Source organism: Methylococcales bacterium (assembly GCA_030949405.1).
Classification (GTDB): Bacteria; Pseudomonadota; Gammaproteobacteria; order Methylococcales; family Methylomonadaceae; genus WTBX01.
On record JAUZSN010000002.1, the window covers coordinates 2,199,443 to 2,214,503 of the forward strand.

Here is a 15,061-nt window from a genome sequence, read left to right on the forward strand (position 1 = left end):
ATTCGCCAACAGCTAAAGCTATTGGACTCCGATTTAAACTGTAAACTGAAAAATGAAGGATGCCAAATTATTTTATAGATCACCACAAAAAAGTGATAGTAAGGAGTTAAGTTATCAATAATTGTGTTTATGAGTAAGGATTGGACGCAGTAATAAAGATTAAGGTATTAATTTTTTAGGGTGCCTTTATTTATAATAAAAATAAGGTTGCTAATCCTAAAAAGGCCATAAAACCAATAACATCGGTAACTGTTGTTAATAATACACCCCCTGCCAATGCAGGATCGATGCCCACTTTATCTAAGGCTAATGGAATGGTTGCTCCTGCGAGCGCGGCACAAATTAAGTTAATGACCATTGCACTACCTAATAAGAGACCTAAACTCATACTTTGAAACCAAAGTCCTGCAATGATGGCGACAACAATAGCCCATAATACGCCGTTAACAACCCCGATAGAAAGCTCTTTGGCTAAAATTCTACCTGCATTGGCATCATTAACTTGCTTGAGGGCGATTCCTCGAATCACAAGCGTGAGCGTTTGGCTCCCTGCAATTCCGCCCATACTCGCAACAATCGGCATTAGTACGGCGAGAGCGACAATTTGATCTATGGTTGCTTCAAAAAGTCCAATGACCCACGCGGCTAAAAAGGCGGTGCATAAATTAATCCCTAACCATACGGCCCGTCGTCGCGCGCTGACAGCAACAGGGGCAAACATGTCTTGTTCTTCATCTAAGCCCACACGGCTCAGTAAGGAATGGCCTTCTTCATTACGAATAATATTAATGACATTATCTATGGTAATTTGTCCTAAAATCAGTCCTTCTTCGGATAAAACAGGGGCTGACAATAGGTCTCGTTGTTCAAAGAGTAAGGCTACATCGGAGACAGGCATTTGATACGGAATTCCATTTTCATCACTGTTCATTACTTCCGATACTTTTAAATGACCTTCTTTGATCAGCAAATGAGTAATGGGTAATAAACCTTGAAAATGATTGTTACGATCAACAACAATTAAGCTATCCGTTGTTTCGGGCATTTTTCCACGTTTGTGTAAATAGCGAGAAACGACACTCAGTGAAACGTCGGCTCTAATCGTTAACACCTCTAAAGACATGATACCTCCTGCGGTATCATCATCATGTGATAAGGCCGATTTAAGGCGGGTACGTTCAACGTCAGCAATTGAATCAAAGACTTGAGATAATAACGGTTCAGGTAACGTATGCAATAAATCGAGCATATCATCGGATTCAAGATTTTCAGTCGCTTTGATTAAATCTTTTCGATCCGTAATTTTAATTAACCCCGTGGCAACTTCAACATGGAGTTTTACTAAAATTTCCCCCATAACGTTAGGAGGGATAACAGACCAAATTTGTTTCCGCTGAAAAGGTTCTAATGATTCAATAATATGCGCGGTTTCAGCGGGGTAAATTGAATGAATGAAGTTTCTAATTTCTAAAATAGAACCATTTTTTAAAAGTTCTATAATGTATTCTAATTGATGTTTGTTGTGATTTCGTTTAACAGTTATAGGCATAATGGACACTCAAGGGTAAAGGACGAAATAAGGACTTATAACTCTCGATGGCGAGTAATAATGTTTAGGGCTTGATTTTTAAAATGATGTGCAAGTGCGTTAGCCAGATAAACAGAGCGATGCTGACCGCCTGTACAGCCAATGGCAACCGTTAAATAACTCCGATTGTCGGCTTTAAACCGAGGTGTCCAACGTTGAATAAAATGGGCAATATCTTCAAATAAATCGTTGACGTATTCTTCGGCTTGTAAAAAATCAATAACCCCTTGATCGTTTCCATTTAATTGGCGTAAGTGGGGCGTCCAATAGGGATTAGGCAGGCTGCGCGCATCAAAGACAAAATCAGCATCTAAGGGGATTCCATATTTAAAACCAAAGGATTGGAATTGAATGGACAAATAGCGTTCATCACGATCATCTATTTGATTTTTGATTAATTCACGCAGTTGATGATAATGGGTTCGACTGGTATCAATACGAATATCAGCACAATCCGCGATAGAGCGTAACATTTCAGCTTCTTGGTGAATGGCTTCTGTGAGCGAAACTTGGGTGTTACTAAGGGGGTGTCGACGACGGGTTTCACTGTAACGTTTAAGTAAAACATTTTCGTCCGCTTGCATATAAATAATTTCGCAGTCAATATTCAATTTACGAATAAGGGTTAATTTTTCTTTGAAATTAATCAGCCCTGTGCTTTTGTTTCTAGCATCAATTCCTATGGCTGTTTTAGCATACGTTTGTTTTTCGCTCTGCATGATTTGACTCACGAAGGTGTCTAGTAAGCTGGAAGGTAGGTTGTCGATACAATAATAACCATAATCTTCGAGTGTATCTAAAACAATACTTTTTCCAGATCCAGAGAGTCCACTGACAATTAAGAGCTTCATTTTTGTGGGGAGTGAAAAGGCGTTTAAATTGGGTCAGAATTCAAGCTAAGATTTGAATTCTAACCCAAGGTTTGAATGTATTATCTATGCTTGTTTGATTTTTCTTTATGTCGGATAATTTGACGATCAAGTTTGTCCACCATGTGATCAATAGCGGTATACATATCTTCTTGATGATCCTCTGCAAATAATTTAGCGCCACTGATTTGTACCGTTGCTTCGGCTTTTTGCTCTAATTTTTCAACCGTTAAAATAACATGTACATCGGTTACATTATCAAAATGACGTTTTAATTTACTAATTTTATCTTCAACATGCGCTTTTAAGGCTTCTGTTACGTCTAAATGGTGACCTGTGATACTGACTTGCATGGATTAATCTCCTAGTTTTAAAATGTTACTGAAAAGCATCATAAGAGACGCTTTCTCTGACTTGATGAGGCAATTGCCATTGCCTCTCGATATTTAGCAACGGTGCGTCGTGCTACTTTAATCCCTTTTTCTTTTAAGATACCTGATATTTTTTCATCGCTTAACGGTTTACTCAGCCGTTCATTGGCAATTAATTCTTTAATAAATGCCCTGATGGCGGTTGCCGAACACTCTCCGCCTTCGACGGTAGCAACATGACTGGAAAAAAAATATTTAAATTCCACAATACCATTAGGGGTATGCATATATTTTTGGGTGGTGACTCTTGAAATTGTGGACTCATGAAGTTCAAGTTCATCCGCAATATTCCTAAGTACCATCGGTTTCATCGCAATTGCACCGTACTCTAAAAATTCTGTTTGTTTTTCGATAATACATTTTGCAACCCGCAATAAGGTATTATTTCGTCCTTGTAAACTTTTAATAAACCATTTGGCTTCCTGCAAATGTTCTTTCATGTGGGTGTTATCTCGACTGTTATCGGCGCGTTTAATCATTCCCGAATAAAAAGGGTTTATTTTTAGTCTTGGCGCAATATCAGGGTTAAGATCAACCAGCCACTTATTTTTACGTTTTGTTACAAAAATATCAGGAATAACATAGCCTAAATCAACACTTTGTATTTGTGTTCCCGGTTTAGGGTCTAGATTTCTAATGAGCGCAATAACCTGTTCTAACTGTATTTCGGTTAGCTTTAATTTTTTAATTAATTTTACTTTTTCTTGAGCGGCTAATAAGTCAAGATGGTGCCTAACCAGTTCTAATGCGCTTTCTTTATAGGGTGTAGATGGGGGTAATGCCCGTAATTGCAAGTCTAAGCAATCACTTAAATTAACCGCTGCAACCCCTGTCGGTTCAAAATTTTGAATTTGATGTAATACGGCCATTAATTCATCAAATTCTAAGTCATCTATTTGTTTGTTTAATCCTTGATAGATTTCTTCTGGACTGATACTTAAATGACCGTTTTGATTAACGGCATCAATAATAGCAATCGCTACGGCATGATCTTTTGCGGATAGCGGGCATAATTCTAACTGCCATAATAGATGTTCATGTAAGGTTTCCGCTTTACTTTGTTGCGCTTCAAAATCAGGGGTCTCCGCGATCGAACTTTGTGTGGTCGGGGTGGCTTGACTGTCATAAATATCATCCCAAGTAGAGTCAGTAGGGAGTTCCTCAGGAATATCGGTTGATAATGCCTCTACGTTCACTTCATCAGCGGTTTCTTTTTTTTCATTAGCGGAAAGGTCACTTTTAAGGGACTCTTCTTCCTCCTCTAACATCATGTTTGAATCTAATGCTTGCTGAATTTCTTGTTGTAAATCAAGTGTCGATAACTGCAATAACTTAATAGCTTGTTGCAATTGTGGCGTCATCGTAAGCTGCTGACTCATGCCCAGCTGTAAAGATTGCTTCATCGTATTTTTAAAGGAGTCATTAGATTAACGATTCAAAAACTTAAAGACTAAAGTTTTCACCTAAATAAACCTTTCTAACCTCTTCATTATTGACAATTTCTTGAGCATCCCCCTCAGCAATGACTTTGCCTTCATTGAGAATATAGGCTCTATCACAGATACCTAAAGTTTCTCGGACATTGTGTTCAGTAATTAAAATACCAATACCTCGGTCTTTTAAATGAACAATAATTTTATTAATGTCGATCACCGAGATCGGGTCAACTCCTGCAAAAGGTTCATCTAAAAGGATAAACTGTGGGTTGCTCGCTAAAGCCCGTGCAATTTCTAAACGTCGTCTTTCACCGCCTGAAAGTCCTAAGGCCGTTTGATTACGCAAATGCGAAATACTTAATTCGTCTAAAAGCTGGTCTATGAGTAACTCTATTTGTCCGCGACTCAAATCATTGCGTAATTGTAAGACCGCGCGTAAATTATTGGTGACGGTGAGTTTACGAAAAACAGACGGTTCTTGAGGAAGATAACCCAGCCCCAATTTTGCGCGACTGTGCATGGGGTAGTGGGTAATAACCTTTTTATCAACAAATATATCACCTTGATCTGCTTTCACCAAGCCGACCATCATGTAAAAGCACGTCGTTTTACCTGCACCATTAGGGCCTAAAAGCCCGACGATTTCACCCGTATTAACGTGCAGTGAAACCCCGTTCACAACATTACGTTTATTATACTTTTTAAGTAACTGCTTTGCTATCAGAGTTGCCATAGCTATTTATTTTTTCGATTTAGGTTTAGGTTGAAAAACAGTACGAACCCGTTTAGAGCTGGAGTTTCTATCCCCTGCGGTTAAGACTGAATACCTTGTATCATAAATGATTAAATCACTCGCCGTTTTTTTCCCAGATTGCCAAACTTCGGCCTTTTTAATTAAATGGAGTTTTGATGTTGACGGATAATATTCCCCCGTCAAGCCTACACCATGAATATTATCTTTACCTTTTCCTGGGGATTGTTTAAAACGTGCAGGCTTACCGACGGCGACCACTTTGGTAATTTCACCTTCTTTTAGATAAAAAGTCATTTCATCGGAATTAACCACTAATGAGCCTTGGGTGTAAACAACATTTCCTGTATAAATACTGACATCATTTTTTTCATCATAAGAGGCGGTATCAGAGTCAATATAAATGGGTTGCTCATTATCATTTTCCAGAGCAATCGTTAACGGGCTGTAACTTAGTATCAACCCGTTTAAAAATAAGATTGATAGATTAGTTAATTTCATAATGGCTCTTTACGTTAGCTAATAATTTTAGTGAAATAGGTTTTTTAAAGACCATTTGAATACCGACTCCCTCCGTCCATTGGGGCGGTGACGTTAATTTGGCCCATTCATCCCCTTCTGCATAATTTTCCTCGGGTTTAACGCGTAAATTACGAGTTTCAATCCCTAATTCTTTAACCCCTTCTGCTTTTTCACGATGAATAAACACGTGACCATTCAGCCATAAATCTTTACCGTCTACCGATAAAATACCCGTATCAGATTTTATGACCCAAGGAGGAGAGTCTTCATTATAAAGGCTCATAACAGGCTTTACCATGTGTGTTACCCCATCATCACTGTAATGAAACATTTCTTCAGCAAATAACTTGGATTTTAAACGCCCTTGTTCGTCCATTTCTTTTTTCAAATAGCCTTTACTAAAATAATCGGGACTGTCTGTCGATAATGAGACTTTTTTATTTTTTGGATCATCAGAGAGCTGAAAAGCTTCAACTAACCACCAAGAAAGTCCTGCCAAAATAAAGGCTAAAACATAGGTGCGTGAATTTTGTAAAAAGAACTTGTTAAGGGTAAATGAATAACGCATAATTTAGACAAAGTTAGGTTAGGTAGCGTTGTAAAATACTATCAAAACTTTCTTGTGTTTGCATAATAAAATCACAAACTTCGCGTACCGCCCCTAAACCGCCGTTGATTTCAGTGATACAATCTGCATAATTTTTAACGGCAAAATTAGCATCTTGAACGGCAATAGAAAGTCCTGCACGTTTCATCAAAGGTAGATCAAGCAAGTCATCACCGACATGAGCCGTTTGTTCGGGAGTAATAGTTAAGTGCGAAAGAATTTCTTCAAAGGCGGCCACTTTATGCTCGTGTCCTTGATAGACATGTTTGATGCCTAAATTTTTCATTCGTAAGGCAACCGACGCAGATTTTCGTCCTGAAATGACCGCAATTTCAACCCCTGTTTGTTGGAGCATTTTAAGGCCATGCCCATCACGCGCATGAAATGATTTGTATTCGTTACCTTGTGAGTCAAAGAATAAACGCCCGTCAGTTAAAACCCCATCAACATCAAGAATTAAGAGCTTTAGATTTTTAACGGTTGTTAAAATAGCGGTCTTATTATTTTTATAATTCATGGTTAAACAATGCCCGAATGAATTAAATCATGGATATTTAAAGCCCCGATCAAACATTGATTATTATCGGTGACGAGTAGGGCGTTAATTTCTTTTTTTTCCATGATACGCATTGCTTCCGCGGCTAGTATTTGATTAGAGATTACAATACAATTTTGGGTCATGACATCGGTAATCTTTGTCGTTGCAGGGGTTAAATGCTCCCCTAGCATTCGACGAACATCACCGTCTGTAAAGACCCCTAAAATATGGTTTTGTTCATCGACAATAGCGGTCATCCCTAAATTTTTAGCCGTCATCTCAACTAAGGCATCAATAATTAACGCATCATCCTTTACTTTAGGGATTTTATGACCCGTGTGCATTAAGTCTGAAACGCGTAACAATAACCCTTTACCCAGACTTCCCGCAGGATGTGAAAATGCAAAGTCATCACGCGTAAAGCCTTTGGTTTCTAAAAGTGAAACCGCGAGGGCATCCCCCATCACCAAGGCAGCCGTTGTACTGGATGTCGGGGCTAATCCTAAAGGACACGCCTCTTCTTTTACGGCCACATTCAAATGAACGGTCGCAAATTTTGCTAAGGTTGACGAAGGGTTACCGCTTAACGCAATGAGAGGGACATCTAAACGCTTAATTATAGGCAAAATAGTTAATATTTCCGAAGTTTCACCTGAGTTTGATAAGGCTAAAACGACATCTTGGGGAGTAATCATGCCTAAATCACCATGACTTGCCTCCCCTGAATGAACAAAAAAAGCAGGGGTTCCTGTACTGGCTAAGGTTGCGGCAATTTTCCCCGCAATATGTCCTGATTTCCCCATGCCTGTCACGACGATTCGTCCTTTACATTGCATCATTAACTGACAAGCGAGAACAAATTTATCATTAATTTGATCCGAAAGTGAGATAACTGCATTGGCTTCAACTTGAATGACGGCACGTGCCAATTTACATATTTTATCGTGATGCGATAATCCCATTCAGCTGTCCATTGTTAATTAATCGCTCGGTAAATGAGCAAATATTATGCCATAATTAAGCGTCTGTTGCTTTATTAAACGCGTATTTATGCGTTAATTTTAATGTGATTGATCCCGCAATCAAATTAATTGATGTTTGACTTAAAGGGGTCAACTCATAGAAAATAGCGGCTTTATTTTACTCTTAAAATGATAAGAATTGCGTGAACTCTGATAATACAATTGTTTCGGTACAAAATTTAACTTTTTCACGAGGGAATCGGAAAATATTTAATAATATTTCTTTAGATATTCAACGTGGAAAAGTAACGGCTATTATGGGGCCTAGTGGGACAGGAAAAACAACCCTACTAAAAATAATTGGAGGACAACTATATCCTGAGTCAGGCTCCGTCCTTGTTGATAATCAAAATGTACATCAATTACCGCGTAAAAAATTATATGATTTACGTAAACGAATGGGAATGTTATTTCAAAGTGGCGCGTTATTAACCGATATGAGTGTTTATGACAACGTTGCACTCCCTTTATATGAACATACCGATCTGAATGACTCGATGATTCGTACGTTAGTCTTAATGAAGTTGCAGGCGGTGGGGTTACGTGGCGCAAGAGATTTAATGCCAAATGAGTTATCGGGGGGAATGGCACGACGTGTCGCACTTGCAAGAACGATTGCTTTAGACCCGATGATGATTATGTACGATGAGCCTTTTACAGGGCAAGACCCTATTTCAATGGCAACTTTAGTTCAATTAATTAAGGCGTTAAATACAACTTTGGGTTTAACGAGTATTATTGTTTCTCATGATGTGAAAGATACTGCGGCCATTGCGGATTATATTTATGTAATTTCACACGGTGAAATTGTCGGTCACGGGACACCTAAAGAGATTGAGAACTCAAAATCAGAATGGGTACAACAATTCATGCACGGTGATGCGGACGGTCCTGTTCGTTTCCATTATTCTGCCCCTGCGTATGTCGATGACTTACTCGCATTTGATAAAAATTAATCATGATTCATTTATTTACTCGGTTAGGCGAGAAAACGCGCGCTAGTTTTGCCAAATTAGGGCGTAGTAGCTTTTTTTTACAGCAACTGTTAATGGGGGTTGCCGATGTTTTAGTCCGTCCGCGATTACTGAGTAAGCAGATGTATTCGGTGGGTGTCCTCTCATTTTATATTATTACGATTTCAGGTTTGTTTGTCGGGATGGTTTTAGGATTGCAAGGCTACTATATTCTATCCAGTTTTGGTGCGGATGAAGCGTTAGGGGTGATGGTTGCGACCTCTTTAGTTAGAGAGTTAGGGCCTGTGGTTAGCGCGTTATTATTTGCGGGGCGGGCAGGGTCTGCATTAACGGCAGAGATTGGATTGATGAAAGCCACAGAACAGCTATCAGGCATGGAAATGATGGCGATTGATCCGATGAAACGTATTATTTCCCCTCGTTTTTTAGCAGGCTTTATTTCGTTGCCCTTACTAACCGCTTTATTTAGTACGGTCGGTGTTTTGGGAGGCCATCTCATTGGCGTAAACTTACTCGGTGTGGATGAAGGCTCGTATTGGTCACAGATGCAAAGTAGCTTAGATTTTTATGATGATATACTCAATGGCGTTATCAAAAGTGTCGTCTTTGGTTTTGTGATTTCATGGATTGCCTTATTTGAAGGCTATGATGCGATTCCAACCTCAGAAGGAGTCAGTCGAGCGACTACGCGTACCGTTGTTAATTCGGCGTTTGCTATTTTGGGATTAGATTTTATTCTTACTGCACTTATGTTTGGAGACATTTAATGCAACACTCCGTTAAACAAGATACCTTAGTTGGGTTATTTGTTGCCACAGGTATTGCCGCGTTATTTTTTATGGCAATGCAAATTAGTAATTTAAGTTCTTTCACGGAAGAAGAAAGTTATACCATTTTGGCCGCTTTTGAAAATTCAGGCGGGTTAAAGGTTAAATCCCCCGTCGTGGTAGGGGGCGTACGTATTGGGCGTGTTATTGCCATTACCTTGGATCAGAAAAAGTTTCAATCCGTGGTGACGATGAAAATAGAGGCGCAATACAATCAATTGCCCGAAGATACGTCAGCAAGTATTTTTACAGCAGGTTTATTAGGTGAGCAATATGTAAGTTTAGAACCCGGTGGTATGGATGATGTTCTTGTTGATAAGAGTGTGATTGATATAACCCAACCTGCTATTGTTTTGGAAGAAATTATTGGTCAATTTCTATTTAAAGTTAGCGAATCTGACAGTCAAGACTAGGTAAATAAATGGTCGCTTTAGAAATTAGTCATCATGAACACGGTCATGTAGTCGTGAAAGGGGATTTATCGTTTGCTCATATTCATAAAAAAATAGTGAAAGCAATTGATTTTGGACACTCGCGTTATAGTCACGAAGTTAATATAGATTTAAGTGAAGTTAATCAAAGTGATAGCGCAGGATTGGCTTTAATGATTGAATGGATAAAATTGAGTAAGCTTCATAATACTAAGGTCAGTTTTAGTCATATTCCTGAGCAGTTATTAACCTTGGCAAAATTGAGTGGCCTTGAAGATAATGAGTATTTTATTAAATAGTTATATAAAATACTTGTAAGGTGGAATAAAGTTAATTACAATAATCGGCTGGATTAGGATTTAGTTATTAGGAGAGATGGCCGAGTGGCCGAAGGCGCACGCCTGGAAAGTGTGTATACGGCAACGTATCGAGGGTTCGAATCCCTCTCTCTCCGCCATCCTAAGAACATTCCCATCTCCCCCCCCTGTCAAACTTAACTGCCTACATTCACAAGAGTGGCCCGTTACCTGCGAATGAAGGATTCAATTGAGGGATAAAACTACCAATATCTAAAATTTCCCGTATCAAGATGAACAAAATCAGAGCTTGAGTAGTAACCAACGCCCCCTTGACGTAATGAAATAGCGGCGTTGCGTATCTGTTTTGATTCGATATTTTCAATACGAATATCAATCGCTTTGCCAAGCATGTGTTTGCTTTTTTTAGCAACGCCACTGCTTCGAGCGCTTAAGGCGTGATTAGTTGCCGGTGAACGATAACCTGAAATAATATCAAGTGGCTTTGTCGTTTCAAGTGTTGATTGCAGTTTATAAAGGAAATTTAATAAATTAGGATCCATAGGATGAATATCATCGGTTCTATGATCTCTCAACAGGTAATCAATTTCTTTAAGTGCAGAGTCGATATACCGACCTTTTTCAAAATACGCCAGCGTAAGTTTTTCACCCGTGTGTAAATTATTAAAACTTAATTCACGAGGGGATAAATAAGTACGTTTTAACGTAGCAGAGGCGACTGTTGGGAAACTTAATGCGGTTGCAGAACCTGCGGCTAAAAGTTGTAAAAAACGCCGCCTAGGCAGCTGTTTCTGTGAGTTTGTCGTTATTAAATCTAAATTACTTGTTACCATTATTACTTACACCTAAAATATTTAGTGAAAAAATTACGAAACACCCAAACATCCTATTGTAAAAGCTGTGTTACAGAAAAAAGTTTCTATTATAATAGTTTTTATTAATAATAGGTAGTTTTTTATTAAATTATTGATTTTGTATAATATCTCTATTACCAATAGTTCGGACAGTTTTTGTAACCCATTGATTTTAAAAAGAATTTACCAACACATCTCGTAAATATAAACCCCCTTTAAAATCAATGTCTTATAGAATTAAGACCGCTATCTTTTTTAAAACTGTCCGAAGTATTGTATTACCATATAGCTATGTATAAATACGCCGCCTATTTTTTCTTTGTTTTAATAATCGTAACAACTCCTGTTATGGCGGCATTTAGTCATTGTATGAAAAATAGGTATCTACTTTAAATTTCAGGGTAAAACAAATATCAGACCTGCAAACTTTGCGCTTTTTGAGCGATAAGATTCGCCATAGACGGCATTTTGAATTCACCACTAACTCGGTCATAAACATAATCATAAAAACTCACGGCTAGTTTTTTAGCCGTTTCAGCAAGACTCATAAAACTGTCTTTGATTTTCGTGCCTTTCTCATTTCGAGTCTGGAAGCTTATGTCTCGCGCACGCGCTTGTCTTCTTGATTCATCACTGTATTAACAGGTATTTGAGCATCAACTTTTACCCGCGATTTATCAGCTAACTTGAACTCGTCAAGCAAGGATTGAGCTTGTTGATTGTAGATATAATGGCGTGGCGCATAATCGGTCAGCACGTCCAGAACCGATAAACGGTCTTTGTTTTTAGGGGTGAAATAAGCGGTAAACAAGTCATTGCAGACCACCTGACAATAGTGGTTGTCACCGTTGACTCGCGCACTGGTATCATCAATATGACCGTATCACTGTTGAGAATACCGCTGCGATAAAGCTCGCTTTTTTCCTGAGACTTAAGCATGGGAATTAAGCTACGAAAAAGCCTTTAGATACTAAGTCGCTAGGCAAGCCAGTTTTGTCGAGTAGGCATTTTAGCGTTTGGTCGATTTTAACTCGTGGGATCTTGGGTTTACGGCGGCGTTTTTCTTATCCGAGTCCGTATTTTCAGTGTCGTTATTAGTTTCTTTTTGCGCGTCAACTTGTGCTTTTTTACGTTCGTCTTCGGATGAAATATCATCACCCTTATTATTTTTATTGGGTTTGATATCAGGCTTTCCCTGCTCACCTTTCAAGCGATTAACCTCGTCACGAAGTTGCTGTAATTCAGTTTCTAAAGACAATTTATCACTGGCTAAGCGTTCAATAAGATTGAATATTTTTTTGACAATATCCTGCGCTTCGCTACTTTCCATTTGAGCGATTGCTTGATAAATGACGTTAGTTTCAGCCTGTAGGTCGTGGATATTCAAAGTATGTAAATGTTCGTTCTTTTATGATATGTTGTCAAATCTATTTTAGAAATTTTATCTTTACCCTGAGATTTAAAGTAGATACAAAAATAGTTTAGACCCAAAACAGACAAGTATGGTAATGGGTTCCCCTTCTTTTGAATCTAGCGATAAAACCATTGAGTCGCCTTTACAAAAGCATTCAAACAAGACGATGCAACTGTGTCATGCAACCCTGCATTGCAGTTTTCATCTTTGTAACCCCCCATCACCTTCTTAGGAATGCGGATTTAATAAAACCCAAAAATTAATAAATTATATTAGTTGGTAAGGAACGCCATTTTAATAATACCCGAAACTACACATTGGTTTACGCAATAAAACATATAAATCATGAAGAACATGAAGAACATGAAGTTTTAATGATTTTTCTTCATGAACTTCATGTTCTTCATGGTAAAAATATATTTTAAGTTTCGGGTATTATTTAGTTCTCATTCCTAAGCTGATTTCCTCTGCGGATAATAACCGTTGTTTTTGTCGGCGTAATTTAGCCATTTCTATATCTATAAAATTTAATACCATCACCCCAGTTTCCGCCGCTGTGCCTGCGAGAGCGATAAAACCTACATACACGGCAACCGATAAATTAAAATCATAAAAATAAGTAATCCAAATACCACCGATTAAGCCAAAAGGAGCGGTTAGGAATGAGAACTAAATAATACCCGAAACTTGAAATATATTTTTACCATGAAGAACATGAAGTTCATGAAGAAAAATCATTAAAACTTCATGTTCTTCATGATTGATATGTTTTATTGCGTAAACCAATGTGTAGTTTCGGGTATTATTAAAATGGCGTTCCTTAGCCGTTGAAACTGCAACCGCGTTAAGAGTTCGTCCTGTAGCGATTACCGCGATTTCAACGATGGCAGGACTTGTTCCTATTATGATGAGTACAGGAACAGGTGTAGATGTTGCACAACGTATTGCAGCTCCAGTATTAGGGGGGGGGATGTTTACGGTATTATTATTGCGTTTATTGGTTTTTCCTGTTATTCAATACTTCGGACAGTTTTTGTAACTCATTGATTTTAAAAAGAATTTACCAACACATCTCGTAAATATAAAACCCTTTAAAATCAATATCTTATAGAATTAAGACCGCTACCTTTTTTAAAACTGTCCGAAGTATTGGTTATTTATAGTCTTGTTTTACAACAACAAGAGAAAAGATAGGTATTTGAAATCAGTTAACGTGGGTCTTCAACAAAAAACGCGATATAAATATCGCGTTTTTTGAGAATAGGATATTCAACCGTGTAACTCGTTGAAGAATCGACCATTGAAAGCCAGATTCTTCGACAATAACGTTATTATGGTGTAAAGGTTGATCCTGGTGTTGATGGTAATTCTGGCATAGTTTGTTTTGGAAATTGACCTGTTAGCGCATTTAAAAAAGCAATAATATCAGCAGTCTCGTTATCTGATAAATCTTTATTAAGTTGTAATTTAGCCATTATTTCAACGGCTTGCTTTAAGGTTTTAACCGAACCATTATGAAAATAAGGTGCCGTTAGCGCAATATTACGTAAGGTTGGGACTTTCCAGAAATGTTCATCTTTTTCTTTTTCAGTGACTTCTGCAAGCCCTTTGTCTTTTTTGAAGTTAAATTTAGCTTCAAAATAGCCATTGTCATTCGCTGGAAATTTTTGGAACGTACCTGCTCCATTAAAAGCAGCGCCACTATGGCAAGAGGTACACCCTAATTCAGCCACTTTTTTCATGCCTCGAATTTGTTGAGGGGTTAACGCGGATTTATCGCCGTTTACAAATTTATCATAAGGGCTGTTAGGGGTAATTAAGGTTCGTTCATAAGCCGCAATCGCTTTAGTGGCATTTTCTTCTGAAATTGAATCTTTACCAAACACCGCAGTAAAGGCCGTTTGATAACCTTCAACTGCTTTTAAGCGGACAACGACATCATCCCAACTTTTCATTCCCATTTCAATGGGGTTAGTGACAGGGCCTGCGGCTTGAGCTTCTAAACTGGGCGCACGTCCATCCCAAAATTGTACTTTATTAAACGCAGCATTCCAAACGGTTGGCGCACTTCGTCCCCCGACTTGACCATGAACGCCCATAGAGCCTGCACGGTTGTCTTCGCCACCTGCCATCGTGTTATGGCAGGATGCACAGGAAACGGTGCCTGTTGAAGATAAACGAGGATCATGATAAAGCATTTGCCCTAATTTAACTTTTTCAGCGGTTGTGGGGTTATCCGCAGGTGCAGGGGCTTTTGTGGGTAAGCTTTCCCATGCGTGTGCCATAGAAACAGAGCTTGCAAGCGTAATTGCAACCGCTAAGAGACGAATTTTAAACATATATCCTCCAAAATTTATTATTCATGATGAACTTATTAGTCATGTTCATACGTTTTAAACTATTAACAATGCGTTTGTTAAAAAATAAATAAACACCTACTCTAAAAATATAAGGGATATTAATATAACCGTTATATCTTC

The 15,061-nt window shown here is 38.4% G+C and carries 18 protein-coding genes, 1 tRNA gene and 2 pseudogenes; 6 read left to right on the top strand and 15 right to left on the bottom strand.

Features of this window, described 5'->3' with window-relative positions:
* Positions 1 to 190: 190 nt before the first annotated feature.
* From mgtE to Q9M50_11340, 9 genes are all read right to left on the bottom strand, one after another.
* Positions 191 to 1,549: a magnesium transporter gene (mgtE, locus tag Q9M50_11300; GenBank protein MDQ7091205.1), complete on the bottom strand. Its 1,359-nt coding sequence runs from the start codon at positions 1,547 to 1,549 to the stop codon at positions 191 to 193.
* Positions 1,550 to 1,584: 35 nt separating this feature from the next.
* Complete coding sequence (rapZ, locus tag Q9M50_11305; protein MDQ7091206.1) at positions 1,585 to 2,439, bottom strand: RNase adapter RapZ; 855 nt, start codon at positions 2,437 to 2,439, stop codon at positions 1,585 to 1,587.
* A gap of 80 nt (positions 2,440 to 2,519) precedes the next feature.
* Entirely contained in the window at positions 2,520 to 2,810 is a 291-nt protein-coding gene (gene raiA, locus Q9M50_11310) for a ribosome-associated translation inhibitor RaiA (GenBank protein ID MDQ7091207.1), read from the bottom strand.
* 38 nt (positions 2,811 to 2,848) lie between these two features.
* Positions 2,849 to 4,291: an RNA polymerase factor sigma-54 gene (locus tag Q9M50_11315; GenBank protein MDQ7091208.1), complete on the bottom strand. Its 1,443-nt coding sequence runs from the start codon at positions 4,289 to 4,291 to the stop codon at positions 2,849 to 2,851.
* 40 nt (positions 4,292 to 4,331) lie between these two features.
* Positions 4,332 to 5,057, bottom strand: coding sequence for an LPS export ABC transporter ATP-binding protein (gene lptB / locus Q9M50_11320; protein ID MDQ7091209.1), 726 nt, complete (start codon positions 5,055 to 5,057; stop codon positions 4,332 to 4,334).
* Between the two features lie 6 nt (positions 5,058 to 5,063).
* Positions 5,064 to 5,576, bottom strand: a complete 513-nt coding sequence (gene lptA, locus Q9M50_11325; protein ID MDQ7091210.1) for a lipopolysaccharide transport periplasmic protein LptA — start codon at positions 5,574 to 5,576, stop codon at positions 5,064 to 5,066.
* Positions 5,563 to 6,165, bottom strand: coding sequence for an LPS export ABC transporter periplasmic protein LptC (gene lptC / locus Q9M50_11330; protein MDQ7091211.1), 603 nt, complete (start codon positions 6,163 to 6,165; stop codon positions 5,563 to 5,565). The genes lptA and lptC overlap by 14 nt, the downstream gene beginning before the upstream one ends.
* 13 nt (positions 6,166 to 6,178) lie before the next feature.
* The gene (gene kdsC, locus Q9M50_11335) at positions 6,179 to 6,721 is read right to left on the bottom strand and encodes a 3-deoxy-manno-octulosonate-8-phosphatase KdsC (protein MDQ7091212.1); all 543 of its coding nucleotides are present in this window, start codon (positions 6,719 to 6,721) and stop codon (positions 6,179 to 6,181) included.
* A gap of 2 nt (positions 6,722 to 6,723) precedes the next feature.
* Complete coding sequence (locus Q9M50_11340; protein ID MDQ7091213.1) at positions 6,724 to 7,704, bottom strand: KpsF/GutQ family sugar-phosphate isomerase; 981 nt, start codon at positions 7,702 to 7,704, stop codon at positions 6,724 to 6,726.
* 203 nt (positions 7,705 to 7,907) lie between these two features.
* On the opposite strand from Q9M50_11340, the gene Q9M50_11345 reads away from it, so the two are divergent.
* The 5 genes from Q9M50_11345 to Q9M50_11365 all read left to right on the top strand — a co-directional run bounded on the left by Q9M50_11345 (position 7,908) and on the right by Q9M50_11365 (position 10,453).
* On the top strand, positions 7,908 to 8,720 hold the full coding sequence (locus tag Q9M50_11345; GenBank protein ID MDQ7091214.1) for an ABC transporter ATP-binding protein: 813 nt from the start codon (positions 7,908 to 7,910) through the stop codon (positions 8,718 to 8,720).
* Positions 8,721 to 8,722: 2 nt separating this feature from the next.
* Positions 8,723 to 9,505 carry a lipid asymmetry maintenance ABC transporter permease subunit MlaE gene (mlaE, locus tag Q9M50_11350; protein MDQ7091215.1) on the top strand — a complete coding sequence of 261 codons (783 nt, stop codon included), beginning with the start codon at positions 8,723 to 8,725 and terminating at the stop codon, positions 9,503 to 9,505.
* The gene (gene mlaD / locus Q9M50_11355; GenBank protein MDQ7091216.1) at positions 9,505 to 9,978 is read left to right on the top strand and encodes an outer membrane lipid asymmetry maintenance protein MlaD; all 474 of its coding nucleotides are present in this window, start codon (positions 9,505 to 9,507) and stop codon (positions 9,976 to 9,978) included. Before mlaE ends, mlaD begins: the two co-directional genes overlap by 1 nt.
* An 8-nt stretch (positions 9,979 to 9,986) precedes the next feature.
* Positions 9,987 to 10,295 carry an STAS domain-containing protein gene (locus Q9M50_11360; GenBank protein MDQ7091217.1) on the top strand — a complete coding sequence of 103 codons (309 nt, stop codon included), beginning with the start codon at positions 9,987 to 9,989 and terminating at the stop codon, positions 10,293 to 10,295.
* A gap of 70 nt (positions 10,296 to 10,365) precedes the next feature.
* Positions 10,366 to 10,453 (top strand) — tRNA-Ser (locus Q9M50_11365).
* A gap of 102 nt (positions 10,454 to 10,555) precedes the next feature.
* On the opposite strand, the gene Q9M50_11370 is transcribed toward Q9M50_11365, so the two are convergent.
* The 5 genes and pseudogenes from Q9M50_11370 to Q9M50_11390 form a co-directional block, all read right to left on the bottom strand.
* The gene (locus Q9M50_11370; GenBank protein ID MDQ7091218.1) at positions 10,556 to 11,146 is read right to left on the bottom strand and encodes a DUF882 domain-containing protein; all 591 of its coding nucleotides are present in this window, start codon (positions 11,144 to 11,146) and stop codon (positions 10,556 to 10,558) included.
* A gap of 434 nt (positions 11,147 to 11,580) precedes the next feature.
* The gene (locus tag Q9M50_11375) at positions 11,581 to 11,715 is read right to left on the bottom strand and encodes a hypothetical protein (protein MDQ7091219.1); all 135 of its coding nucleotides are present in this window, start codon (positions 11,713 to 11,715) and stop codon (positions 11,581 to 11,583) included.
* Positions 11,716 to 11,762: 47 nt separating this feature from the next.
* Positions 11,763 to 11,993, bottom strand: a complete 231-nt coding sequence (locus Q9M50_11380) for a hypothetical protein (GenBank protein MDQ7091220.1) — start codon at positions 11,991 to 11,993, stop codon at positions 11,763 to 11,765.
* A 183-nt stretch (positions 11,994 to 12,176) separates the two neighbouring features.
* Entirely contained in the window at positions 12,177 to 12,554 is a 378-nt protein-coding gene (locus Q9M50_11385; GenBank protein ID MDQ7091221.1) for a hypothetical protein, read from the bottom strand.
* Between the two features lie 462 nt (positions 12,555 to 13,016).
* Positions 13,017 to 13,232: pseudogene (locus Q9M50_11390) on the bottom strand (hypothetical protein).
* A gap of 184 nt (positions 13,233 to 13,416) precedes the next feature.
* Between Q9M50_11390 and Q9M50_11395 the strand changes: the two are divergent.
* Positions 13,417 to 13,620, top strand: a pseudogene (locus tag Q9M50_11395) (efflux RND transporter permease subunit).
* 292 nt (positions 13,621 to 13,912) lie between these two features.
* On the opposite strand, the gene Q9M50_11400 reads toward Q9M50_11395, so the two are convergent.
* Entirely contained in the window at positions 13,913 to 14,920 is a 1,008-nt protein-coding gene (locus Q9M50_11400) for a cytochrome-c peroxidase (protein ID MDQ7091222.1), read from the bottom strand.
* Between the last annotated feature and the right edge of the window lie 141 nt (positions 14,921 to 15,061).